This window comes from Shinella sp. CPCC 101442 (assembly GCF_024704725.1).
Classification (GTDB): domain Bacteria; phylum Pseudomonadota; class Alphaproteobacteria; order Rhizobiales; family Rhizobiaceae; genus Shinella.
In genome coordinates this window covers 408,074-432,646 of the sequence record NZ_JALIQS010000004.1, presented here as the reverse complement: position 1 = coordinate 432,646, position 24,573 = coordinate 408,074, and the positions used below count along the sequence as shown (strand labels likewise).

Here is a 24,573-nt window from a genome sequence, read left to right as displayed (position 1 = left end):
GATATTCCCGTCCTGTCAGAGGGTTCGCACAAAACCAAATGCCGGCAATTGACGCAAGCGCAGGCGCGCAGTATTAGCAGATTATCCCGTGGTGATTTGGCCGGCCGGCTTGCAGCCACGTTAAACAAGTAGCTAAAAAGGCCGGGTTCAAAACCGGCCTGCTTTTGCGGCCGGTTTTTTTGTTTGAAGGCGACGATCACATGAGCAAGTCCTGGCGCCCGGCCACCCAACTCGTTCACGGCGGAACCACCCGCTCCCAGCACGGCGAAACCGCCGAAGCGATCTTCCTTACGCAGGGTTTCGTCTACGACACGTCGGCTGCGGCCGAAGCCCGCTTCAAGGGCGAGACGGACGGTTTCATCTATGCCCGTTACGGCAGCCCGACCAATGACATGTTCGAAAAGCGCATGTGCATGCTGGAAGGCGCGGAAGATGCGCGCGCTACCGCATCCGGCATGGCGGCCGTGACGGCCGCGATCCTCTGCCAGCTGAAGGCCGGCGACCATATCGTCGCCGCCCGTGCCCTCTTCGGCTCCTGCCGCTGGGTGGTCGAGACGCTCGCGCCGAAATACGGCATCGAGTGCACGCTGATCGACGGCCGGGACCTCGCCAACTGGGAAGGCGCGATCCAGAAGAACACCAAAGTGTTCTTCCTGGAAAGCCCGACCAATCCGACGCTCGAGGTCATCGATATCGCAGGCGTTGCCAAACTCGCCAACCAGATCGGCGCCAAGGTCGTCGTCGACAACGTGTTTGCGACGCCGCTCTTCCAGAAGCCGCTGGAGCTCGGCGCGCATATCGTCGTCTACTCCGCCACCAAGCATATCGACGGGCAGGGCCGCTGCCTCGGTGGCGTCGTGCTGTCGGACAAAAAGTGGATCGACGAGAACCTGCACGACTATTTCCGCCACACCGGCCCGGCCATGTCGCCGTTCAACGCCTGGACGCTGCTGAAGGGGATTGAAACGCTTCCGTTGCGCGTAAAACAGCAGACGGAGAATGCGAGCCGTATTGCCGACTTCCTCGCCGACCAGAAGCAGATCGCCCGCGTGATCTATCCGGGCCGCAAGGATCATCCGCAGGCCGATATCATCGCCAAGCAGATGACGGGCGGCTCGACGCTCGTCTGCTTCGAGATGAAGGGCGGCAAGGAAGCAGCGTTTGCGCTGCAGGATGCGCTCGATGTCGTGAAGATCTCCAACAATCTCGGCGACGCCAAGAGCCTGATCACGCATCCGGCGACGACGACGCACAAGAACCTGACGGACGAGGCGCGCACCGAACTCGGCATGTCCGACGGCACCGTGCGCTTCTCGGCCGGCATCGAAGACAGCGACGATCTGCTCGAGGATTTCGCCCACGCGCTTTCCAAGGTCAAAGCCTGATCCTGACCGACGCAAGATGGACAAATGCGGAGGCACCGGCCGACGAAGCCGGTGCCTTCCTTGCTTATCCTTGACGAAACCACATTCCTGTAGAATAGCAGGAGCTAATCAGTTCAAGGCTTGCCTATGTATCGTGCGCTGACCCGCGACATCGAAGTGACCGTAGAGCCGTATTACCTGGCCGATCAGTCCGATCCCGACGACAGCCGCTATGTCTGGGGATACAGGGTCGTCATTTCAAACCACTCCGACATCGCCGTCCGTCTCGTGACGCGCTACTGGCACATCACCGACCAGAACGGTCAGGTGGACGAGGTCAACGGTCCCGGCGTCATCGGCGAACAGCCGGTGCTGCGCCCCGGCGACACCTACGAGTACTCGTCAGGTTGCCCGCTGGAGACACCGTCGGGCATCATGTTCGGGCGCTACCGCATGGAGGCGGAGAGCGGCGAGGCTTTCGACGTCGCCATTCCGGCCTTCTCGCTGGACACACCGGGACAGGCGCGCACCCTCAACTGAGGATGTGCTTGAGCCTCACTGCGGCAGCACTTCCGCGGCTTCGAAGCGGTATGTCGTCGAACAGAACTCGCAGGTCACCGCGATCTCGTCCTTGTCGTCTGCCGTATGCGCGATATCGTCGGCGCTGAGGCCGGCGAGCACGCTCTTCAGCTTTTCACGCGAGCAGGAGCAGCGGTCGAAGACCTGCTGGGGATCGTAGACCCGCACGCCCCGCTCGTGGAAGAGGCGGAACAACAGCCGTTCGGTGCCGACATTGGGATCCGTCAGCTCGTCGAGGTCGATCGTCTCGACCATGGCTTTCGCTTCGGCCCAGTTGTCGTCGTCGGTGATCTTGTGACCGGCCTCGTCGCCATCGCCACCCGGCAAGTCGACCTGGCGCATGCGCTCCGGCGCCTGCGGCAGGAACTGCGCGACCATGCCGCCCGCCCGCCAGCGATGCCGTGATTTTCCGGCCTCGTCGCGGTCGTAGAGTTCGGCGACGCCGAGGCGTACCTTGGTCGGGATCTGCTCCGACTGGCGGAAATAGACACCGGCGATCTCCTCCAGCGTGTGGCCGTCGAGCGGGACGATGCCCTGGTAGCGCTGGGTGTGCGCCCCCTGATCGATGGTGAAGGCGAGGATGCCTGTTCCGAGCAGTTCATGCGACTCGATGGCGCCGGCGGCAATCGCCGCGTCGAGCGCGTCCTGATCGAAGCGCGCATAGGCGCGCACGTCATGCGGTGCGGAAAAATCGGCAACCAGCAGATCGACAGGGCCGTCGCCCTTGGTCTGCACGATCAGCTTGCCCTCGAATTTCAGCGAGGTACCGAGCAGCACCGTGAGCGTGATGGCTTCCGCCACCAGCCGCGCGACGGGCGCGGGATAATCATGCCGCCCCAGAATGGTGTCGAGCATCGGGCCGAGCTGCACGGCGCGACCGCGAACATCGAGACCCTCCACCTGGAATGGCAGGACATGGTCGTCGCCGGAGAAGCCGACTTCACCGAGTTTCAGGGCACTTTCCGCCATCATCGTTCTGCTCCTTGCACACCGGGAAGCCACCGGGCCATGGGCCCGGCTGATTTCGACCGGCGTTCTACCGTGATTTGAGCGCGCTATCGCCCGATCATTCCATACCGAGCGGGCATACGCTAGAGAAAGCGCCCTTCGGCGCTTCGTGATGGCCCCTAGATCGTGCGGGCGGCGCTGTTTTTCAAGACGCGTCTCAGACGGCGCCGAGGCACCAGGCGAGGATCGATTTCTGCGCGTGCAGGCGGTTTTCCGCTTCGTCGAAGACCACGGACTGCGGGCCGTCTATCACCTCGTCCGTCACCTCCTCGCCGCGGTGGGCCGGCAGGCAATGCATGAAGAGCGCGTCCTTGCCGGCGCGCGCCATCAGCTGCTTGTTGACCTGATAGGGCTGGAAGATGTTGTGGCCACGGGCGCGGTGCTCCTGGTTCATCGAGACCCAGCAGTCGGTGACGACGAGATCGACGCCGTCGATGATGGTCTCAGGATCATGACCGAGCAGAATGTCGCCGCCATTGTCACGCGCCCAGTTCAAGATCTTGTCGTCGGGCTCGGAGCCCATCGGCACGGCCATCTTCATCGAATAGCCGAAGCGGGCAGACCCCTCGACGAAGGAATGCAGCACGTTGTTGCCGTCACCCGTCCAGGCGAAGGTCTTGCCCTTCGCCGACCCGCGATGCTCCTCGAAGGTCATGACGTCGGCCATGATCTGGCAGGGATGCGTCAGGTCGGTCAGCGCATTGATGACCGGCACGGTCGCGTGTTCGGCAAGCTCCAGCATGCGCGCATGGTCCGTGGTGCGGATCATGATGGCATCGACATAACGCGACAGGACCTTGGCCGTGTCGCCGATCGTCTCGGCGCGGCCGAGCTGCATTTCCGTGCCCGAGAGGAACAGCGTCTCGCCGCCGAGCTGGCGCATGCCGACATCGAAGGAGACGCGCGTGCGGGTAGAGGGCTTCTCGAAGATCATCGCAAGCATCTTGCCGGCGAGCGGTCGCTCTTCGGTGCCGGCCTTGTTGGCTGCCTTGCGCTTGTGCGCATCGTCCATGATGACGCGGAGATCGCTTTCCGAAACGGCGGAAAGGTCGAGAAAATGCTTGGCCATGATGTGTCCTGTCTGTCCCGGTGCCTGATCAGGCGGCTTTCGCCGCCGTCAGCTTTTCGGCTGCACGCTCGATGCGGGCGAGCCCTTCGCGTGCCTCTTCGGCCGTGACGGTGAGCGGCGGCAGCAGCCGCAGCACATTGTCGCCCGCCGGCACACCCAGCAGTTTTTCCGCACGCACGGCCTTGAGCAGATCGGCAACGGGGATTTTCGCCTTGATGCCGAGCATCAGGCCCTCGCCGCGCACGTCCTCGATCACCTCGGGGAAACGATCCTTCAGCGCCGCAAGGCCCTGGCGGAAGACCAGCGCCACGTCGCGCACATGCTCGAGAAAGCCGTCTTCGAGCACGACGTCGAGCACGGCATTGCCGACGGCCATGGCGAGCGGATTGCCGCCATAGGTCGAGCCATGCGTTCCGGCGACCATGCCGGAGGCGGCCTCCTCCGTGGCGAGGCAGGCGCCGAGCGGGAAGCCGCCGCCGATACCCTTGGCCACCGCCATGATGTCAGGCGCCACACCGGACCATTCATGGGCGAAGAGGCGGCCCGTGCGGCCGACGCCGGACTGCACCTCGTCGAGGATCAGCAGCAGACCGTATTCGTCGCAGAGCTGGCGCAGCTCCTGCATGAATTCCTTGGAGACGGGGCGGATACCACCCTCGCCCTGCACCGGCTCGATCAGGATGCCGGCGGTTTCCTCGGTGATTGCATCCCTGACAGCGGCGATATCGCCGAAGGGAAGCTTCAGGAAGCCCGGCGCCTTCGGGCCGAAGCCCTCGATATACTTTTCCTGTCCGCCGGCCGCGATCGTCGCGATCGTGCGGCCATGGAAGGCGCCGTCGAAGGTGATGATATGGAACTTGCCCGGATGCCCCTTGGCGAAGTGATAGCGCCGCGCGGTCTTGATCGCACATTCCAGCGCTTCCGCGCCCGAATTGGTGAAGAACACCTTGTCGGCGAAGGTCGCGTCCGTCAGCCGGCGGCCGAGGCTTTCCTGGCCGGGCACCTCATAGAGGTTGGACAGGTGCCAGACCTTGTCGGCCTGGTCCTTCAGGGCTGCGACGAGATGCGGATGCGCATGACCCAGCGAATTGACGGCGACGCCGGCGGCGAAATCGAGATATCGCTCGCCATCTTCGGCGATCAGCCAGACGCCCTCCCCGCGCGTGAACCGGAGCGGTGCACGCATATAGGTTTCATAGAGCGGCGCGGCATCGGCCATGGCGCGTATCCTCCGAAAAGAGATGCGGAAAAAGAAGTCTCACACTTGACTTTTCCGGGCTTCAGAAAAATCAAAAGCCGCCTCGCGGCGGCATGCGGCACTATCGGCATTTCACTTGGCGATGTCAACAAAATCGCAGCCCGAAAGGACGCTGAACCTCCCGCAAGGTGAGGATTCACGCCACGCGCGGAAGGTGTCTCCATCGAGTCACACCAGACCAGCAAGTTGGGGAAAACCCAGAAATCGATTCGCGCCGATTCCTGCGACTCTTGTCACAGAGTCCCCCGGTCTCTAGGTTAAAGACCAATTACTAGACTGCATGCGGCGGAACTAGTCACCAAAAGAGTTGAAGGCGTTCAGGTTCCGGATCTGTCCGGGACGCGACGAGGGATTCCCGCATCGAACGCCGAGCGGAGACGAAAACATGAACTGGACAGACGAGCGCGTCGAAAGACTTAAGAAGCTCTGGGCCGAGGGTTTGAGCGCGAGCCAGATCGCGGCGCAACTCGGCGGCGTCAGCCGCAACGCCGTCATCGGCAAGGTGCACCGGCTGAACCTGCCGGGCCGCGCCAAGGCCGGCGGCGCGCAGAACGCCGCTCGCCCGAAGCGCCCTGCTCCGGCCGCTCCGCGCCCCGCCACCTTCCAGGCCCGCGCCGTCACCGCCCGTAGCGTGGCTCGCCCGGCGGTAGCAGCCAAGGACGATCTGGACACGGCTTTCGAGGTCGAGGTCGAACAGCTCCCGGTCCCGGCCAACGGCAACAAGTCCGTCGTTCCCATGTCGCGCAAGCTGGAACTGACGCAGCTTACCGAGCGCACCTGCAAGTGGCCGATCGGCGACCCGCTGAATGACGACTTCCACTTCTGCGGCAACGAGTCTCCGGACAATTCGCCCTACTGCACCTACCACCAGCGCCTCGCCTACCAGCCTTCGGCCGAACGGCGCCGGATGCGCTGACAGACAGCAGCGACCCTGAAATGAGAAACGGAGCCGAAAGGCTCCGTTTTTATTTGCGGACATGAAGGCAGGCGCAAAACGCAAACAGGCCCCGCAGGGCCCATTTCCGTCCTTGGGAGGAATTCCTATCCTCAGGTTTCCAGCGAATAGCCGGCGCCGCGGACCGTGCGGATGACATCCAGCATGTTCGCGAAATTGAGCGCCTTGCGCAGGCGCCCGACATGCACGTCGACAGTGCGCTCGTCGACATAGATGTCATGACCCCAGACACCATCCAGAAGCTGCGAGCGCGAGAAGACGCGGCCGGGCGAGGTCATCAGGAACTCCAGCAGGCGGAATTCCGTCGGACCGAGGCGGACCTCGCGGGTGCGGCGATGGACGCGATGCGTCTCGCGGTCGAGCTCGATATCGCCGCAGCGCAGCACCGTCGAGACGACCTCGGGCTTGGCACGGCGCAGCATGGCGCGCACACGGGCGACGAGTTCCGGTGTCGAGAAGGGCTTGACGACATAGTCGTCCGCGCCGGTGGCAAGGCCGCGCACGCGCTCGCTTTCCTCGCCGCGCGCCGTCAGCATGATGATCGGCAGGCGTTCGGTTTCCGGCCGTTGGCGCAGGCGCCGGCACAGCTCGATGCCGGAGACGCCCGGCAGCATCCAGTCGAGGATGAGGAGGTCGGGCATGCGCTCCTGCAAGCGCATTTCGGCCTCGTCACCGGACAGGATCGTATCCACCTCGAAACCCTCGGCTTCGAGATTGTAGCGCAGGAGGACGCTCAGCGCCTCCTCGTCTTCAACGACGGCTATTCTGGGCACCATGGAGTGAACCCCTAATCAGATTACTCAGAGGCGTCGGCGACATCGGCCGCGACGACGGATGTCGATGTGTCGTCCTTCGGACGCTCGCCTTCCGGCTGCGAGCCGGTCGCCATGTAGTAGATGGTTTCGGCGATGTTGGTGGCGTGGTCGCCGATGCGCTCGATATTCTTGGCGCAGAACAGGAGATGCGTGCAGGGCGTGATGTTGCGCGGATCTTCCATCATGTAGGTCAGGAGTTCGCGGAACAGCGAGGTGTAGATCGCGTCGATCTCGTCGTCGCGCTCGCGGATGGCCTTCGCCTTGTCCACCGAGCGGGTAGCGAAGACGTCGAGGACTTCCTTGAGCTGGATCAGCGCCAGTTCGGCGAGATGCTCCAGGCCGCGGGCGAGCTTGCGCGGCATGCCCGAGCTCTGCACGGCAATCACGCGCTTGGCGGTATTCTTGCCGAGGTCGCCGACGCGTTCGAGTTCGGCCGCGATGCGGATCGTGCCCATGATCTCGCGCAGATCCGCCGCCATCGGCTGGCGCTTGGCGATAGTGACGATCGCCTTGTCGTTGATTTGGCGTTCGGCATTGTCGAGGATGACGTCCTCGGAAATGACCTTCTGGGCCAGCGCCACGTCCATCGTGACGAGGGCGCGGACGGAATCCGCCACCATCTGCTCGGCTGTGCCGCCCATTTCGGAGATACGGCGGGAAAGATACTTCAGTTCTTCGTCATAGATCGAGACAATATGGGTCGATGACATGGTTGTGTCCTTAATGCGCTCGGGTTTTCAGGGGTTCGGCGACGGAAACGTCAGCCGAAGCGGCCCATGATGTAGTCCTGCGTGCGCTGGTCATCCGGGTTGGTGAACATCTTGTCGGTGTCGTTCTCTTCGACGAGGTTGCCGAGGTGGAACATGGCGGTGCGCTGCGAGACGCGGGCCGCCTGCTGCATGGAGTGCGTCACGATGACGATGGTGAAGTTGGCGCGAAGCTCGTGGATCAGTTCTTCCACCTTGGCGGTCGCGATCGGGTCGAGCGCCGAGCAGGGCTCGTCCATCAGGATGACCTCAGGGCTGACGGCAACGGCGCGCGCGATGCAAAGACGCTGCTGCTGGCCGCCGGAAAGGCCGGTGCCACCTTCCTGCAGGCGATCCTTCACCTCGTTCCAGAGGCCCGCCTTCTGCAGGCTCTTTTCGACGATGGCATCCATATCGGCCTTCGACTTGGCGAGACCGTGGATGCGCGGGCCGTAGGCGACATTCTCGTAGATCGACTTCGGGAACGGGTTCGGCTTCTGGAAGACCATGCCGACGCGGGCGCGCAGTTCGACGACGTCGATGTTCTGATCGTAGATATCGTCCGTATCGAGCGTGATGCGGCCGGTGACGCGGCAGCCGTCGATCGTGTCGTTCATGCGGTTGAGCGTGCGAAGGAACGTGGACTTGCCGCAACCCGACGGGCCGATCAGCGCCGTCACGGTGTTTTCACGGACGTTCAGGTTGACGTCGTAGAGGGCGCGCTTGTCGCCGTAATAGACCGAAACGTCCTTGCCGATCATCTTGTAGGAAATGTCGTTCATTTTCTTGTCCAGCGCTTTCTCGACTGCTGCTTCTGACATCATGTTCATAGGATCGGTCCTTCTACCAGCGCCGTTCGAAACGGCGGCGCAACAGGATGGCGCCAACATTCATGAGGATGAGGAAGATGAGGAGCACCATGATGGCGCCCGATGTGCGCTCGACGAAGGCGCGCTCGGCCTCGTTCGCCCACATGTAGATCTGCACCGGAAGCGCGGTTGCCGGGTCGAGCGGCGTTCCGGGAACATCGGCCACGAAGGCAACCATGCCGATGAGGAGCAGCGGTGCGGTTTCGCCCAGCGCGTGGGCGAGGCCGATGATCGTACCCGTCAGGATGCCGGGCATGGCGAGCGGCAGGACGTGATGGAACACGGTCTGCATTTTCGAGGCGCCGAGGCCGAGCGCTGCCGAGCGGATCGACGGCGGCACGGCTTTCAGCGCGGCACGCGTCGCGATGATGATCGTCGGCAGCGTCATCAGCGTCAGCACCAGGCCACCGACAAGGGCTGCCGAGCGCGGGAAACCCGCGAAGTTGATGAAGACGGCGAGGCCGAGCAGACCGTAGACGATGGACGGCACGGCCGCGAGATTGTTGATGTTCACCTCGATAAGATCGGTGAAGCGGTTCTTCGGAGCGAACTCCTCGAGATAGATCGAGGCGGCCACGCCGATCGGCAGCGACAGCACGAGCACGATCAGCATCATGTAGAGCGAGCCGACGACGGCGACGCCAAGACCGGCGGCCTCCGGACGGCTCGATGCGCCGTTGACGAAGAGGCCGGTGTTGAAGTGCTTGGAAAGCGCGCCGCTTTCGGCAAGCGTGTTCATCCAGCCGACCTGCTTGTCGGAGATCTTGCGGTTGTTTTCCGCGACCGAGAGATCGATCTGGCCCTTGAAGGCCGAGTCGAGGTCGCCGTGGGCGAGGAAAGTCACCGTCTGGGTGGTCCCGATGATCGACGGATTGGCCGTGACGAGGTCGCGAAGCTGCACCCTCACGCTGTCCGAGATCATGCCGTTGACGGCCTTGAGGCCGGCGCGGTCGTCTTCACTGACGCCAAGCACCTTGGCGAGAGCGTTGCGGGCAACGACCGGGTAGTTGGCCGAAACCAGCTTCTGCGGGTTGGTGGCGCGCTCGTTGTTCTTGTCGATGATCTGTTCGGAAAACTCGACCGGAATGGTGATCATCGACTGCTGGAAGGCGGTGTAGCCCTTGGAGACGACCGTAAACAGCAGCAGGAACAGGAAGAGGAGGCCGAAAGCGATCGCAGCCATGCCGAAGAGGCGGAAGCGGCGTTCGGCGGCGTAGCGGCCACGCAGGCCGATATCGCGGCGTTCAGGCTTGGAGGCAGCACCTAGGGTGGCCATCGAGGGGCTCGTGGAGACCTGGCTCATTCGTACTGCTCCCGATATTTGCGCACGATGTAGAGGGCGTAGATGTTGAGGCAAAGCGTGATGACGAACAGCGTGATGCCGAGCGCGAAGGCCACCAGCGTCTGAGGCGAGGTGAATTCGAGGTCGCCCGTCAGCTGGTTGACGATCTTGACGGTCACCGTCGTCATCGGTTCGAAGGGATTGAGCTGCATGCGGGCGGCAACGCCGGCCGCCAGCACCACGATCATGGTTTCGCCGACGGCGCGCGACGCGGTCATCAGCAGGGCGCCGACGATGCCCGGCAGAGCGGCCGGCAGGATGACGCGCTTGATCGTTTCCGAGCGGGTGGCGCCGAGACCGAGCGAACCGTCACGCAGGGCGCGCGGCACGGCGGTGATGATGTCGTCCGACAGCGAGGAGACGTAGGGGATCAGCATGATGCCCATGACGAAACCGGCCGTCAGAACGCTCTGCGCCTGGATGAAGTTGGAATAGTTGCCGGTGACGAGGCCGTTCAGCTGGGCGGAGATATCGCGCAGGAAAGGGCCAACCGTCACGAGGGCGAAGAAGCCGTAGACGATGGTCGGGATGCCGGCGAGCACTTCGAGCAGCGGCTTTGCCACGGAGCGGACGTGGCGCGAGGCATACTCCGACATGTAGATGGCGGCGAAGAGGCCGACCGGCACGGCGACCAGCATGGCGACGAAGCCGATATAGAGCGTGCCGGCAAGCAACGGGATCAGGCCGAACTGGCCGGCGGAAGCTGTGGCACCGGCTGCGGCGAAGCGCGGATCCCAGGTCGTGCCGAAGAAGAATTCCCAGGCCGGCACCATGTTGAAGAAGTGGATCGCTTCCGTCGCCATGGAGGCGACGATGCCGACGGTCGTCAGGATGGCGATCGACGAGGCGGCGATGAGGCCGACCAGCATCATGCCTTCGACACGGTTGCGGGCCCGGAATTTCGGCGCGATCGACCGGTAGGAGAAGAAGGCGCCGACGGCGGCGACGATGACGACGAGGATCGACAGCCAGGTGCTGCTCGTCGTCGTCATGCGGTTGAGGTCGTCGGCCGACTTCAGCATGTAGGGCGCAGGCTCGGCAGCGACCGGCACGCCCTTGCTGGCGAGCACGTCACGCGCCGTGGCGCCGTCCTTGAACAGCGCCTCGCGTTCTTCCGCCGTCAGCACCTTGAAGCCGCGGGCGATGGCGCTGATCATGTTGTAGTTGAGGTTCTGCGTTGCCTGCGGCTCGGCCTTCACCTCTTCCGGAAAGCCGGCGCGGACGGTCGAGCTGATATAGATCGGGCTGGCGATGACCCAGACGAACAGGACGACGACCGCGGGAAGAATGGACCATATGGCGACGAAGGAGCCGTAATAGCCCGGCCGCGAATGCAGGTTTGAAAGCTTGCCGCCGGCAAGCGCGTTGGCGCGCCAGCTGCCGATAAGATAGCCCGCCACGCCGATCACGGCGACGATGAGCAGAAGAAGGGAAATACTCATTTAGGAAATTCTCCCGGCGAGATCATCCGCGGTGTCATTATGCGACGAGGGGGCGAAAACCGCCCGAAAGGAGCGGCCGGCGCACCATCTCCGGAGAGACGCCGCGCCGGCCAAGCCAATTACATGATCTTGCCGTCGACGAAGGCCTTGCGGACTTCTTCACGCTCGGCGTCCGGAGCCGGAACCAGGCCGTATTCAGCCAGCGGGCTGTCGGGGCCGATCATGTCGTCGCTCGTGAAGAACTCGACATATTCCTTGAGGCCCGGGATAACGCCGAGATGCGCCTTCTTGACGTAGAAGAACAGCGGGCGCGAAACCGGGTATTCGCCGGAAGCGATCGTCTCGGTCGACGGAACGATGCCGCTGACGGTCGCGACCTTCAGCTTGTCGGCATTGTTTTCGTAGAAGGACAGGCCGAATACGCCAAGACCGGTCTTGTTGGCGGCGATGCGGGCAAGCGTTTCCGTGTAGTCGCCGTCGATGTCGACAGCCAGGCCGTCCTTGCGAACGGCGATGCACTTGGCATGCTGTTCCTTTTCGTCGGCGACAGCAGCCTTGATCACGTCGAGAGCACCGGTAGCCTTGCAGCCTGCAGCGAGCATCTTCTCGTCGAAGACTTCGCGGGTGCCGTGCTTTTCGCCCGGGATATAGGCGGCGATTTCAGCGTCCGGCAGGTCCTTGTTGACTTCCGACCACTTCTTGTAGGGGTTGGCCACGAGCTTGCCGTCGACGACGACTTCAGCGGCGAGCGCGAGGTAAAGGTCCTTCGGCTCGAGCTTCAGGTCGGCATTGCTGCTGTCGGTGGCGAAGACGATGCCGTCGTAGCCGATCTTTACTTCCTGGATCTCGGTGACGCCAGCTGCCTTGCAGGCCTCGATTTCGCTGTCCTTCATCGCACGCGAAGCATTGGCGATGTCGAGGGTTTCCGGGCCGACGCCCTTGCAGAATTCCTTGAGGCCGCCGCCCGTGCCGCCGGATTCGACGATCGGGGTCTTGAAGTCGGGGAAGGTCTCGCCGAACGTCTCGGCGACGATCTTGGCGTAGGGAAGAACGGTGGAGGAGCCGGCGATCTGGACCTGGTCGCGCGCAACGGCAACGCCAGCGAATGCGGCGGAGGCAACGAGCGCCGCGAGGGTGAGCTTAAGAGATTTCATCTGGGTTCTCCCGAAGAGGACGTGTGTTGGAAGCGCGTCTTTTGCGCTCTCTGCCGTTGGCCGGCGGCTCTTCTCTAAACCCCGGACGCCCTCTCTTTTATGTCAGTTTGACGAAACATTTGTGACAAGCCAATTATTTGAAATTGCTTGCTTTTTTAAAGCGAGGCGACAGAAGCGCTTTTCTTTATGTCAAAAACGCACGGTAAAGACCGTGCCTTTGCCCACCTCGGACTTCACCACCAGGCGCGCCCGGTGGCGGGTAAGGATGTGCTTGACGATGGCAAGGCCCAGCCCTGTGCCCTTTTTGGACCGGCTCGCTTCCACGTTAACCCGGTAGAAACGTTCGGTGATACGCGGGACATGTTCGGGTGGAATACCGGCGCCATAGTCGGTGACGGACAATTCGACCGGCGCCTCGCCTCCCCCAGTCAGCACGACATCCACCCGCTTGCCCTCCTGGCCATACTTGCAGGCGTTCTCGATGAGGTTCTCGAAGACCTCTACCAGCTCGTCCCGGTCGCCATTGACGGTGACGGGATGCTTGGGCAGGTCGAGCAGGACCTCCACGCCGAGGTCGCCGGCGAGCGGCTGCAAGCTGTCGCGCACGTGGGCAATCAGCGGTACGAGGTCCACCGTCTGGTCCGGCGTGAGGTTCGAACGCAGCTCCAGACGCGAGAGCGAAAGCAGGTCGTCGACGAGGCGGCTCATACGCGTTGCCTGCTCGTGCATGATGCCGAGGAAGCGCTCATGCGCCTTCACGTCGTTCTTGGCCGGCCCCTGCAGGGTTTCGATGAAGCCGCGCAGCGAGGCGAGCGGCGTGCGCAGCTCGTGGCTGGCATTGGCGACGAAGTCCGAGCGCATGCGATCGATGCGGCGCGCCTGCGAGACATCGCGGAAGGTCAGGAGCCAGAGCGGTTCGCCGATGGTCTTTTCCGCCAGCGGCGCGACCCGCACGACATAGACGGTCTCCGACGGCAGACGCTCGGCATGTTCGGTCTCGCGCGGCTGGCCGGCGGCGATCGCATCGCGCACCATGTCGAGAATGCCAGGCGCGCGGATGCGGCCGGCAAGATCGCTGCCTGCGGGGATCGTGCCGAAAATCGCCTCGGCAGCCCGATTCTGGAGTTTGATCGTCTCGCGACCCGACAGCAGAATGGCCGGCGCATCGAGTGCACCGAGCACAGCAGCGATGGCGGCGAATTCATCCTTGTGTGGATCGGTGGGCGACGCATCCGGCACCGCAACGGCGGATGGGCCGACGGCCATGGTGCGGCCGGTCTCCACCATGCGCCTGTCTGTGCGCAGCAGGCCGGCGATGATGAGCAGCAGGACCGTGAACGACACCCAGCCAAGATGCAGGCCGGCAAGCCAGATCATGAAGCCGACAAAAACCGCCGAGGCGATCAGGACGCGCACGCCCCACAGTTGTGTTGCCAGCCAGCCGAGACCCGTCCGCTGATCCGAAATCGCCACCCATTCCCTCGCAAGCATCATAGTCTCCGCGCCTCCACCGATTCTGCAGGAATAGCGCGACTTCATGACATGTTTTTCACGGCCGGCTTGAATTCGCAATGCGGTTGTGGCCACCTTCTGGCTCACGCAGCGTCAGCTGCCCCCATATATCAAGGAGTGGACCATGGCGGAAAAGGCCGAAAGCCGGGCGGTGGAGCTGGATATTCGCGGCAAGAAGCGGATGTACGACATCGACGACCCGAAGCTGCCCGACTGGATCGAAGAAAAAGCTTTCGGCTCCGGCGACTACCCCTGCGACAAGAAGCTCGACAGCAAAGAGTACGAGAAGACGCTGAAACTTCTCCAGATCGAGTTGGTGAAGGTGCAGTTCTGGCAGCAGAAGACGGGCACGCGCATCATGAGCGTCTTCGAGGGCCGCGATGCTGCCGGCAAGGGCGGCGCCATCCACGCCACCATGGCCTACATGAACCCGCGCTCCGCACGCACCGTGGCGCTGACCAAGCCGACGGAGACCGAGCGCGGCCAATGGTATTTCCAGCGTTATGTCTCGACCTTCCCGACGGCGGGTGAGTTCGTGCTGTTCGACCGCTCCTGGTACAACCGCGCGGGCGTCGAGCCGGTCATGGGCTTCTGCAAGCCGGAGGAATACGAGAAGTTCCTGAAGGAGACGCCGCGCTTCGAGAAGATGATCACCTCGGAGGGCATTCATCTCTTCAAGTTCTGGCTCAACATCGGCCGCGAGATGCAGCTGAAGCGTTTTCACGACCGCCGGCACGATCCGTTGAAGATCTGGAAGCTTTCGCCGATGGATATCGCGGCCCTCAACAAATGGGACGACTACACGCAAAAACGCGACCGGATGCTGAAGGAGACGCATACGGACCACGCGCCCTGGACGGTGATCCGCGCCAACGACAAGCGCCGCGCCCGCATCAACCTGATCCGCCACATCCTCAAGACGCTCGACTACGAGGGCAAGGACACACAGGCGATCGGCGAAATCGACGACAAGATCGTCGGCGCCGGGCCAGGTTTCGTCAAGTAAGCCTGGAGCTTATTCGCCGGGCTGGATGCGGACGGCATAGAGATTGACGCTCGCATCCTTGCCGGTGATATCGCTGTTGAGAAGAATATGGCCAGGTTCGCTCGGCGAGAGCGAACGGTCGAATTCGACCTGGAACAGCAGGTCGGTGCGTTCCGATACGGTGAAGCGGTGGCGGCCGCAGCCGCCCATGGTGGAGAAGTCACACTCCACCGAGACCTGTACGGGCTTGTCGCCCACCGCCTGAACCGTCAGTGCCACCGTCGAGGTCTTGCCGCCCATTTCGTTCAGCACGTCAGGCGAAACCTCGATGCGCACCGCACCCTCGCGGTCCGGATCGGTGGACGTCACGCGAACGGCCGGCCCTTCATTCGTGCTGACGGTTTCGAAGCGGCCCGCGGCGCTTGCCGACAGTTTCGCGGTATCGCCCGGCGAGAAGACGGGCCGCCAGTCGGCGGAGAAGCGGCTCTGCGTGTCGAGCGCCTTCTTGATCGGATCCTCGCCGGCAAAGTCCTCGCCCGAAACGGTGGCCGGCGGGGTCGAATCGTCCGCGCCGTTTTGCAGGTCCCTCAAAAGGCCGCTGTTCTCAACCCACCAGGCAAGCGCGCCGAAAGCCGCAATCAGCGTGGCGACGACAAGCAGGAAGGAGAACAGCCGGCCACGGCGCTTGCGGGCCTTGGCCACGCGCTCCGGCCGAAAATCGGAGGCTTCGTTGACGGTGGCGCTTGCAGCAGCCGGTCTGGCAGCGCCCTTGGCAAAGCCGTCGCCGCGCTCGGGGCGGATGGCGCCGATATCGCTGGTATCGCCTGTCGCAGCAGGCCGGACCTCGCCCCTTGGCTGCGTATCAAACGTGCTCTCGGCCCGCACATCACGTTCGGCGCGCAACACCGGCTGCGGATGCGCCTCGACGACCGGATCGACGCGAACCTCGCGGACAGGCGCCCGCGTCACGGCGGCGCGCTCTTCCGCCTCGATTTCGTGGATGGTCGCTTCCAGGCGATGGCGCTGGGCGGTCATCGTCTCGGGATCGTTGATCTCCTGCTTGCGCAGACCAGCTTCCAGCGCGTTGCGCGCCGACTGGTAGATGCGCGCCCGAACCTCGGCATTCGCACGTTCAGAGCGCGCCAGCGCGTTTCTGATAGCCGTTTCCAGTCCGCTCACATGAGACCCTTCTGCGGGAGCCGCCAGACGACGCGACCATGATCCATCTGTGGAAAGAGCTGCGCTTTCCGACTTTTGTTAGGTTTTGCGTAACGTTTGCCGCAACTTTCTGCAAGCCTCCCCTCTCAAACCGGCGACCTTGGCCGGGGATAAGCCGGCACTGAAACACCAACCGGCCCCCTATAGTCTTGCGATCGGCGCAGTGCTTCACAGCGTCTCGCGATCGCCGCCCTCTCACGCCCATCGACCTCCCTGACGCAACAGACCGTCCCGAGACCCAAGGAATGCCATCGCGCGCCCTCTTTTCAGCGCCATTTCCCGCTGCTATGATTTTGACGTTTTCGTAAACGTCAAACTGGATTTGGATTTCCGTCATGGCCCTGCCCGCGATCCTCAAGGACAAGCTGCGTCTGCCCGTCGTCGGCGCACCGCTCTTCATCGTCTCCAATCCCGCGCTGACCCTTGCACAATGCAAGGCCGGTGTCATCGGCGCCTTCCCGGCGCTGAATGCGCGCCCGGAAGCCCAGCTCGACGAGTGGCTGGCGGAAATCAGCGAGGGGCTCGCCGCCCATGATGCGAAGCACCCGGACCGCCCGGCCGCGCCCTTCGCCGTCAACCAGATCGTCCATCGCTCCAACAAGCGGCTGGAACACGACCTGCTGATGTGCGTGAAATACAAGGTACCGGTCGTCATCTCCTCGCTCGGCGCCGTGCCCGAGGTGAACGCCGCGATCCATTCCTATGGCGGCATAGTGCTGCACGACGTCATCAACAACCGCCACGCCAGCTCAGCGATCCGCAAAGGCGCGGACGGCCTCATCGCCGTTGCGGCCGGCGCGGGCGGCCATGCCGGCACGCTCTCCCCCTTTGCCCTGATCCAGGAAATCCGCGAGTGGTTCGACGGCCCCCTTCTCCTGTCGGGCGCCATCGCGACCGGCGGAGCGATCCTCGCCGCCCAGGCGATGGGCGCCGACATGGCCTATATCGGCTCGGCCTTCATCGCGACGGAGGAGGCGCGGGCCGCTGACGCCTACAAGCAGATGATCGTCGACAGCGCCGCCGCCGACATCGTCTATTCCAACTATTTCACCGGCATCCATGGCAACTACCTGAAGCCTTCCATCACCGCCGCCGGCATGGACGCCGATCACCTGCCCGAAGCCGATCCGTCCAAGATGGACTTCGAAACCGCGACGAGCGGCGCGAAGGCCTGGAAGGACATCTGGGGCTGCGGCCAGGGCATCGGCGCGGTAAAGGCCATCGGTCCCGTCGAGGATCTCGTCGCCCGCCTCGACCGCGAATACCAGGCCGCCCGCGCCCGCATCTGCGCCGCCTGACCATGAACCGCACGGGAAAAATGCGGAAGTTGAAACTAGCCGCTTGAAATCTTTTCCCATTGCGGTTATCAGCGCATCCATTCCGGCCCCGACATGCTTCGGGACCGCTGGAGGCCGCTTTAGCTCAGTTGGTAGAGCACGTCATTCGTAATGACGGGGTCAGCAGTTCGAGTCTGCTAAGCGGCACCATCAATTCAAGCACTTCGCTAGGGTCTTCAGCAACCTCGAAAAGCGCCAGCACGAAGCAGCGGGTGCTGCCGGGAACGCTCGGGCTTGCCAGGTAACCCTTTGCTGGAGCGGCTGGGGGATGAATACACCGGGCAAATAGCATTCGGCGGCGCCTTAACGTTTCAGAGAGAGCACCCCTCGGAGTGCTCTTTTCGTTTCAGAGCCTTCCATATGCACGCTGCTGCCTATCCCTCGCCGTCGAACCGGCTATTTCGCTGCCCCGCCTGTCCATCCCCGGCCACCTCGTCACAAACAGCGCCGGTCAATCCATAGGCTGGCGAGACCTCTCCCGGTTCGGGACACAACGACAAAACGTAGCCTGCCGTGATCAGTGAAGGCCCGCAGCCTATTAAGCGCCAAGCCGCGTCACGAGCTTCACAAGCTCCGCCTGACGCTTCGTGTCGGTCTTGCTGAAAATCGAGCGCAGGTAGGTGCGTACTGTTTCGTAGGAAATCCCCTTGCGTTCCGCGATCTCTCGCAAGGTCATGCCTTGGGAAAGCGTGATGGCGACAGCCGCCTCGGCGGCCGTGAGGCCGAACAGCAGACAGAGATGCTGTGCATTGGGTTCCGCCTCCCGCGCCAGATCCGTAATCAAGCAGACGCCGACGGAGTGGGCGAAGAGATCGGGAAGATTGCCTCCCAGACGCTGAACCAGCACCTTCAACGGCCGACCGCCATGCCGTGATACCGAAACAGCGCCCGAAGGGCGATCCGACTTAAGCCAGTGTGCGTCAATCACCGCGCGCATTCTGTTCTGGATCGCGCTGGTTGTGCTATGGCTATGACAAACCAGCACGCGATTGTTGACGTCGATGTCAGGGCCGAAGAGCGCTTCTGCCGCAGCGGTCACGCTTGTTACCCGGCAGAACCTGTCGAAGAACACGGCCGCGACGCCTGCTGCCTGAAAGCCCTCCATCATTCCCGCGACCCTGCTGCCCGACATCGCCCGGGCAATCCTCGCGGAGGCCGCAAGGCGCGTGCCCGCCCTTTGAAAAACCACCGCCTCTTCGTCGCTGTAGAAATCGCAATCCAATGTCCGGTGGAGCGTCAGGGTCAGGATTTCATCAGGAGACGACGCGAAACCTATGATGCAACTCCTGCCGATCCCGTACTTGGCTTGAAAGCGATAAAACCGATGCCGCTCGAACTGATCGCGAGAGGTATACTGCTGATCGCGCGCCGTTCCGGTCTTCTTGAGCAGGGGAACGCCTTGCAATCGCCAGTCGTTGAGATGCCAGCCATCCGCGAAATATTGTGAAAACCCAGGCTTCATGCTCTCGGTGCACATGACCACGTCCGGCCGAATGGCGGCTGTCGGGATGAGGTTGGCTCCGAACGAGCCTGTCGCCTCGACCACCTCGTCCAAAATCTTCGGCCACAAGGTCGGATCGACGGCGGCCTCCAGGGAGCGGTCCAGCGCGCGATCGAGCTTTTCCAAATTCAGGGTCATGCTGCCTTGTCCAGCCTATCCGTCAAACCAGTAAAGCCTATATTAGCCAAATCGCCCGGGCTACGACAACAACGACGCAATGTGTATGTCGTCGTTCATTGGGGCGGATCGGTCGACAAGACATCTCCAGCTATGGGTGCTCCCTATCGTCCATTTTCGTCCTTCGCTGCAGATGTCAAAAATGGACGGTGAAAACCGCAGCCTGCTCTTCTAAAATGCACAAATCTCTCAGCCCGGTGCGTTGTTGTTGACCGAGCGTTGAACGCCGAAAGAGCTGCGCGACCGGTTTTGACAAGGGTGCCCTGCGCGGTTCGCCAAGCTCGATCCCGACCTGAAACGGACTGCGGGCGGATTCGATACCATCGGGTGAACGTCTCCAAGCCAAGTTGATCTCGGCCGAAATCAAGTGACCGGCTGCAGATTAACCTTCTGAAACTATACAGGTTTTTTTGCAATCGACGCTTGAAGCCACTCAGCGTCGTCGTTATGGAGGAGATCGTCATGAAGCATGCCATCTTTGTTGCCACGCTTTTGTTCGCCAGCGCCACGCAGGCTGCCGAATTCAAGTTTCCGGCCGAGGCACCGGTTGCCGTCATCACCATTCCCGATGGATGGAAAACGACACAGACCGAGAGCGGCATCGAGGTTCAATCCGACGATGACGCCGTGTATTTTTCTATCGATGCGCAGGACGGCAAGGATACCAGTGAGACAGTCACAGAGGCTGTTGAATATCTCGCGAGCCAAAATATCACGGTCGACGATTCGACCAAGAAAGAAGAGGAAGGCAAGATCAATGGCATGCAGGCCTACAATGTCTATTGGTCCGGCAAGGACAATGACGGCCCTGTGACCATTGGCCTGACGGCACTGGTGGCCGGCGCCGACAAGACTTTGGTCGTTACCTACTGGGGAGGCACCGAAGAACAGAAGGCACATGGCGAAGCGATCGGCGCGATTTTCAACTCCCTGAAGCCAATCGCCCAGTAAATCACCCGCAGTCGGCCTGAAGGTCGAGCGCGGCCTTGTATTCCAAGGCAAGGCAGAACCCGTGTCGGCCTGCAACGCGGATGGCTTCTCGGCCCGCGCCGGATCAATGCCTAGCAAGCAGGGCGTCATCTTCGATGCGCCCTGCTCTTCGCGGATCTGCCCTGATGGGGAGCAAAAGCGTCCGGGCCAATGCAGCGGCAAGCGAACGTCTTTGCTCAAACGAACCTCCACGCCGCCGCAGGCAATCTTGCAAACCTCTTTGCAAGAGGCTGGGCGAACATTCCGGCTTCTGTTTAGGCTGGACGACATCGGCTTAGTCTGTCAGAAGCGGCGTGGACGCGACTGCCGATAGTTTTAGATCGGGGTCGGGCGACCGATTGACGTCACGTTGCTGCCGCGAGATCACGCTGGCCGTCCAGATAGATTCCCTTTGAGCAGCCGTAACCTTCGTGGCGCGTGCAGAACGCTGCGACGTCGAGGCGACCTGGACGACTTTTCCGGCAAGCGAAACCGCAGACACGAGAGCAATGCCAGAGCGGCGCAGACCGTGCGGAAAGAACGCGGGCCTCCACGGCATTGCTGCGCGATACCGGGCGCATCTGCCACGGAGTTTCGAATTGTCAATTTTGACCAAATTGTTCCGCTGGCACGCCAGCCGCAATAGGGCAAGGCGGCGCGGAACGGAGCCCGCAGCGGTGGCGGGCTCCGCAATCGCGGCGTCTCAATCGTCCTCGTCGCATTCCGTGATTTCGCACACGGATTCTTCGGTCGTGCGGTTGGCGCATTCCGTCAGCGCCTTTTCGCGCGCGTCGCCTTCATTGTCATAGCTGTAGCTGTAGCCGTAGCTGCCCTCTTCCGATACGGCGATACAGCCCCAGGCAAGCGCCGAGGTTTGGGAGGTCGCAAAAGCGGTCGTAAGGACGAGCGCGGCAAGCGCTGTCCGTTTGGCGGATGTCATGATGTATTCCCCTCAAGCTGCGCAAAATGCGCGGGAAACACTATGGCTCCATCCGTTGTATTTGCAAGCAATTGCGCCGCATGCGATCCGGGAAAGCGCCTGCCGGCTCAGCCGAGATTGCGTTCCTGATCAGGCGTGACAGGCGGTTCGGCATGGGGATCGAGAATGATCGGCGACGGAGGATCGCTTGCCTCCACTTCGCGGATCCACTCGCGCCAGATGGCGACGAGCAGCGCCATGAGGACAGGGCCTATGAACAGGCCGAGGAAGCCCATGGTCTTCACGCCGCCGATGAGACCGAAGAACGTCGGCAGGAACGGCAGCTTGATCGGGCCGCCGACGAGGCGGGGACGCAGCGTCTTGTCGACGATGAAGAGTTCGACGGAACCCCAGACGAAGAGGGCGAGGCCTGCGACGGGCGAACCGCTCGAGACCAGATAGACCGACACCAGCGTGAAGGAGAGCGGCGCGCCGCCGGGGAAAAGCGCCATGATGCCGGTGATGACGCCGAGCGTGACGGCCGACGGCACGCCGGCGATCCAGTAGGCGACACCGAGCACGATGCCTTCGCCGATGGCGATCAGCGTCATGCCTGTTACGGTGGAGCTGATGGTTGCGGGCACGATGCGGGAAATGCGCTCCCAGCGCATCGGCAGGATGCGTTCGCCGAGGCGGTCGACCTGGCCGGCGAAGGACTGGCCGTCGCGATAGATGAAGAACAGCGCGATCAGCATGAAGAGCGCGGCGAGCAGCAGGTTGAAGGCCTTGCCGCCGGCCGCCAGCGCCACGCGGTAGATATTGCCGATATTGGCGCCGCTGACGACCTGCGTCAGCTCGCCGATGGCGCCGGGATGATCGAGAAAACGCGTCCACTGCATGGCCAGCCAGCCGCCGATGACCGGCAGTGCGCGGATCCATTCCGGCGTCGCGGCCCCGGTGCGGTTGGTTTCCACCGCCCAGCCGACCCAGTCGCGCACCTCGTGCAGGGCATAGGTGGAGGCGATGACGATCGGGCCGATGATGAAGGCGAGGATGAGCAGGATGGCGATGGAGGCGGCGAGTGTGCGGTTGCCGTTCACCTGCGCCAGCAGGCGCGTATAGAGCGGCCAGCTGGCAAAGGCGATGACGAGCGCCGCGAGCACAGGCACGACGAAGCCGTGGAAGAAGTAGATTCCGGCGAAAACGACGAGCACGAGCAGCCAGCGCGCCGCGGAAATCGGCGAGATGAGAGCAGCCCCGCTCTGGCGCGCGGCGCCGAGAAACCGTGGCTCACTTCTGCGGTGTTCCTGATGCAGCAAACTCATGCACTCCACTGTCTCCGGCGTCCGGCCGGGATCCCCTAGATAAGGTGTACCCGATGAATGTTAAACATATACGCGGTTTTTTGGTGGAAGGCGCGGTGAGACGCCGCAGCTCGCTTCAGGTTCACGAAAAAGCGACTTGCCACGCCATTGTCGCTTGTTGACGTTTACGTCAATGTAAGATAGCGATATTTCTTGATGGCGCCCGCTAAAAGCATCATCTTGTCCGTATCGCGTGGTTGGAGGACCATTCGGTGCCGGCTGGACGGACGATGCCCGCGCCCAAGGAGGAGAGCATATATGACGGTCACAATCGAGGCCCCTTCCACCGAGCCGACCGGCCGTTTTTGGCTTGCCAGCTATCCGGATGGCATGGCCGGTGACATCGCGCCGCTGGCGCATCCCTCCATTGGCGCGCTGGTCGAAAGCTGCTGCGCCCAATTTGCCGATCGCCCCGCCTTTACCAGCATGGGCAAGACGCTGACGTTTCGCGATTTCGAAGCCGCCTCGAAAAAGATCGCCGCCTGGCTTCAGGCCAAGGGCCTGGAAAAGGGCGACCGCGTCGCCGTGATGATGCCGAACATCCTGCAGAACCCGGTCATCATCTTCGGCATCCTGCGCGCTGGCCTCGTCGTCGTGAACGTCAACCCGCTCTACACGCCGCGCGAACTCGAACACCAGCTGAAGGATGCCGGCGCCAAGGCGCTGTTCGTTCTGGAGAACTTCGCAAGCACGGTGGCGCAGGTCGTCTCGCGCACCGCGGTGAAGCACGTCGTCGTCACCACGATGGGCGACATGCTCGGCCTCAAGGGGCTGATCGTCAATCTCGTCGTGCGCAAGGTGAAGAAGCTGGTGCCGGCCTGGTCGCTGCCCGGACATATTCCCTTCAAGCAGGCGATGGCCGAGGGCGCGCGCGGCACGCTGAAGCCGGTCGCCGTCGCCCCCGGCGACACCGCCTTCCTGCAATATACCGGCGGCACGACGGGCGTTTCCAAGGGCGCGACGCTGACGCACGCCAACCTGCTTTCCAACATGGAGCAGATCAAGCTGTGGATCGAGCCGATCTTCCACGTGAAGAAGCGGCCGGACCAGCTCGTCTTCATCTGCGCGCTGCCGCTCTACCATATCTTCGCACTGACGGTGAACGGGCTGATGGGCATCGCGCTCGGCGGCCACAACGTGCTGATCGCCAACCCGCGCGACATTCCCGCCTTCGTCAAGGAACTGGGCAAGTATCGTGTCCATATCTTCCCCGGCCTCAACACGCTGTTCAACGCGCTGATGAACAACCCGGACTTCGCCAAGCTCGATCTCTCCGACCTGCTGCTGACGCTCGGCGGCGGCATGGCGGTGCAGCGGCCGGTCGCCGAACGCTGGCAGAAGACGACGGGCTGCGCGGTCATCGAGGGCTACGGTCTCTCGGAAACCTCGCCGGTGGCGACCGCCAACCGCTTCGACCGCGCGGAGTTCACCGGCACGATCGGCCTGCCGCTTCCCTCCACCGAGATCGAAATCCGCGACGACGACGGCAACACGCTCGCGCTGGGCGGTGTCGGCGAAATCTGCATTCGCGGGCCCCAGGTCATGGTCGGTTACTGGCAGCGGCCGGACGAGACGGCGAAGGTGATGACGGCGGATGGCTTCTTCCGCTCCGGCGATATCGGCTTCATGTCGGCGGAAGGTTTCACCAAGATCGTCGATCGCAAGAAGGACATGATCCTGGTCTCCGGCTTCAACGTCTTCCCGAACGAGGTGGAAGAGGTTGCGATGTCGCTTGCCGGCATTCTCGAATGTGCCGCGATCGGCGTGCCGGACGAGCATTCCGGCGAGGCGGTGAAGCTCTTCGTGGTGAAGAGGGACCCGGCCTTGACCGAGGCGGAGGTGAAGGTCCATTGCGCGGCGAACCTCACAAACTACAAGCGCCCACGCTTCATCGAGTTCCGCACCGAACTGCCGAAATCCAATGTCGGCAAGATCTTGCGCAAGGATCTCCGGGGCTGAGCATAGCCCCGGCTCCGCCGCCTCTAAATCG

At 62.7% G+C, this 24,573-nt stretch carries 21 protein-coding genes, 1 tRNA gene and 1 riboswitch; of the genes, 8 read left to right on the top strand and 14 right to left on the bottom strand.

Features of this window, described 5'->3' with window-relative positions; genetic code table 11:
* Positions 1 to 78: 78 nt before the first annotated feature.
* Positions 79 to 157, top strand: a riboswitch (SAM riboswitch).
* A 43-nt stretch (positions 158 to 200) separates the two neighbouring features.
* On the top strand, positions 201 to 1,385 hold the full coding sequence (locus tag MUO32_RS17510; protein ID WP_257949668.1) for an O-succinylhomoserine sulfhydrylase: 1,185 nt from the start codon (positions 201 to 203) through the stop codon (positions 1,383 to 1,385).
* Positions 1,386 to 1,511: 126 nt separating this feature from the next.
* The gene (gene apaG, locus MUO32_RS17505) at positions 1,512 to 1,904 is read left to right on the top strand and encodes a Co2+/Mg2+ efflux protein ApaG (protein ID WP_257949667.1); all 393 of its coding nucleotides are present in this window, start codon (positions 1,512 to 1,514) and stop codon (positions 1,902 to 1,904) included.
* Positions 1,905 to 1,919: 15 nt separating this feature from the next.
* Here the strand turns inward: apaG and MUO32_RS17500 are convergent, their stop codons facing one another.
* From MUO32_RS17500 to MUO32_RS17490, 3 genes are all read right to left on the bottom strand, one after another.
* Positions 1,920 to 2,912 carry an Hsp33 family molecular chaperone gene (locus tag MUO32_RS17500; RefSeq protein WP_257949967.1) on the bottom strand — a complete coding sequence of 331 codons (993 nt, stop codon included), beginning with the start codon at positions 2,910 to 2,912 and terminating at the stop codon, positions 1,920 to 1,922.
* A gap of 196 nt (positions 2,913 to 3,108) precedes the next feature.
* On the bottom strand, positions 3,109 to 4,020 hold the full coding sequence (argF, locus tag MUO32_RS17495; protein ID WP_257949666.1) for an ornithine carbamoyltransferase: 912 nt from the start codon (positions 4,018 to 4,020) through the stop codon (positions 3,109 to 3,111).
* 28 nt (positions 4,021 to 4,048) lie between these two features.
* Positions 4,049 to 5,239, bottom strand: coding sequence for an aspartate aminotransferase family protein (locus MUO32_RS17490; protein WP_257949665.1), 1,191 nt, complete (start codon positions 5,237 to 5,239; stop codon positions 4,049 to 4,051).
* Positions 5,240 to 5,663: 424 nt separating this feature from the next.
* On the opposite strand from MUO32_RS17490, the gene MUO32_RS17485 reads away from it, so the two are divergent.
* Entirely contained in the window at positions 5,664 to 6,194 is a 531-nt protein-coding gene (locus MUO32_RS17485; RefSeq protein WP_257949664.1) for a GcrA family cell cycle regulator, read from the top strand.
* Positions 6,195 to 6,325: 131 nt separating this feature from the next.
* Here the strand turns inward: MUO32_RS17485 and phoB are convergent, their stop codons facing one another.
* The 7 genes from phoB to phoR all read right to left on the bottom strand — a co-directional run bounded on the left by phoB (position 6,326) and on the right by phoR (position 14,092).
* Complete coding sequence (gene phoB / locus MUO32_RS17480; RefSeq protein ID WP_244761181.1) at positions 6,326 to 7,009, bottom strand: phosphate regulon transcriptional regulator PhoB; 684 nt, start codon at positions 7,007 to 7,009, stop codon at positions 6,326 to 6,328.
* Between the two features lie 20 nt (positions 7,010 to 7,029).
* Entirely contained in the window at positions 7,030 to 7,758 is a 729-nt protein-coding gene (phoU, locus tag MUO32_RS17475; protein WP_257949663.1) for a phosphate signaling complex protein PhoU, read from the bottom strand.
* Between the two features lie 50 nt (positions 7,759 to 7,808).
* On the bottom strand, positions 7,809 to 8,624 hold the full coding sequence (gene pstB, locus MUO32_RS17470; RefSeq protein ID WP_257949662.1) for a phosphate ABC transporter ATP-binding protein PstB: 816 nt from the start codon (positions 8,622 to 8,624) through the stop codon (positions 7,809 to 7,811).
* 13 nt (positions 8,625 to 8,637) lie between these two features.
* Positions 8,638 to 9,966, bottom strand: coding sequence for a phosphate ABC transporter permease PstA (pstA, locus tag MUO32_RS17465; RefSeq protein WP_257949661.1), 1,329 nt, complete (start codon positions 9,964 to 9,966; stop codon positions 8,638 to 8,640).
* Positions 9,963 to 11,447, bottom strand: a complete 1,485-nt coding sequence (gene pstC / locus MUO32_RS17460; RefSeq protein WP_257949660.1) for a phosphate ABC transporter permease subunit PstC — start codon at positions 11,445 to 11,447, stop codon at positions 9,963 to 9,965. Before pstC ends, pstA begins: the two co-directional genes overlap by 4 nt.
* 119 nt (positions 11,448 to 11,566) lie before the next feature.
* Positions 11,567 to 12,601 carry a substrate-binding domain-containing protein gene (locus MUO32_RS17455; RefSeq protein WP_257949659.1) on the bottom strand — a complete coding sequence of 345 codons (1,035 nt, stop codon included), beginning with the start codon at positions 12,599 to 12,601 and terminating at the stop codon, positions 11,567 to 11,569.
* A gap of 189 nt (positions 12,602 to 12,790) precedes the next feature.
* Positions 12,791 to 14,092, bottom strand: coding sequence for a phosphate regulon sensor histidine kinase PhoR (gene phoR / locus MUO32_RS17450; RefSeq protein ID WP_374708673.1), 1,302 nt, complete (start codon positions 14,090 to 14,092; stop codon positions 12,791 to 12,793).
* Positions 14,093 to 14,237: 145 nt separating this feature from the next.
* On the opposite strand from phoR, the gene ppk2 reads away from it, so the two are divergent.
* Positions 14,238 to 15,119, top strand: a complete 882-nt coding sequence (ppk2, locus tag MUO32_RS17445) for a polyphosphate kinase 2 (protein WP_257949658.1) — start codon at positions 14,238 to 14,240, stop codon at positions 15,117 to 15,119.
* A gap of 9 nt (positions 15,120 to 15,128) precedes the next feature.
* On the opposite strand, the gene MUO32_RS17440 is transcribed toward ppk2, so the two are convergent.
* Positions 15,129 to 16,277: a biotin transporter BioY gene (locus MUO32_RS17440; protein ID WP_257949657.1), complete on the bottom strand. Its 1,149-nt coding sequence runs from the start codon at positions 16,275 to 16,277 to the stop codon at positions 15,129 to 15,131.
* A gap of 374 nt (positions 16,278 to 16,651) precedes the next feature.
* Between MUO32_RS17440 and MUO32_RS17435 the strand changes: the two genes are divergently transcribed.
* Together MUO32_RS17435 and MUO32_RS17430 are read left to right on the top strand one after the other, a co-directional pair.
* Positions 16,652 to 17,614, top strand: coding sequence for a nitronate monooxygenase family protein (locus MUO32_RS17435; protein WP_257949656.1), 963 nt, complete (start codon positions 16,652 to 16,654; stop codon positions 17,612 to 17,614).
* A 113-nt stretch (positions 17,615 to 17,727) separates the two neighbouring features.
* A tRNA-Thr gene (locus tag MUO32_RS17430) sits at positions 17,728 to 17,803 on the top strand.
* 388 nt (positions 17,804 to 18,191) lie between these two features.
* On the opposite strand, the gene MUO32_RS17425 is transcribed toward MUO32_RS17430, so the two are convergent.
* Positions 18,192 to 19,292 (bottom strand): helix-turn-helix transcriptional regulator, encoded by a 1,101-nt coding sequence (locus tag MUO32_RS17425; RefSeq protein ID WP_257949655.1) that lies wholly within the window; start codon positions 19,290 to 19,292, stop codon positions 18,192 to 18,194.
* Positions 19,293 to 19,793: 501 nt separating this feature from the next.
* Between MUO32_RS17425 and MUO32_RS17420 the strand changes: the two genes are divergently transcribed.
* Positions 19,794 to 20,282: a histidine kinase gene (locus MUO32_RS17420; RefSeq protein WP_257949654.1), complete on the top strand. Its 489-nt coding sequence runs from the start codon at positions 19,794 to 19,796 to the stop codon at positions 20,280 to 20,282.
* 721 nt (positions 20,283 to 21,003) lie between these two features.
* Here MUO32_RS17420 and MUO32_RS17415 read toward each other — a convergent pair.
* Together MUO32_RS17415 and MUO32_RS17410 are read right to left on the bottom strand one after the other, a co-directional pair.
* Entirely contained in the window at positions 21,004 to 21,240 is a 237-nt protein-coding gene (locus MUO32_RS17415) for a DUF4189 domain-containing protein (RefSeq protein ID WP_257949653.1), read from the bottom strand.
* 107 nt (positions 21,241 to 21,347) lie between these two features.
* The gene (locus MUO32_RS17410; protein WP_257949652.1) at positions 21,348 to 22,544 is read right to left on the bottom strand and encodes an AI-2E family transporter; all 1,197 of its coding nucleotides are present in this window, start codon (positions 22,542 to 22,544) and stop codon (positions 21,348 to 21,350) included.
* A 297-nt stretch (positions 22,545 to 22,841) separates the two neighbouring features.
* On the opposite strand from MUO32_RS17410, the gene MUO32_RS17405 reads away from it, so the two are divergent.
* Complete coding sequence (locus tag MUO32_RS17405; protein ID WP_257949651.1) at positions 22,842 to 24,542, top strand: long-chain-fatty-acid--CoA ligase; 1,701 nt, start codon at positions 22,842 to 22,844, stop codon at positions 24,540 to 24,542.
* The last annotated feature ends 31 nt before the right edge of the window (positions 24,543 to 24,573 follow it).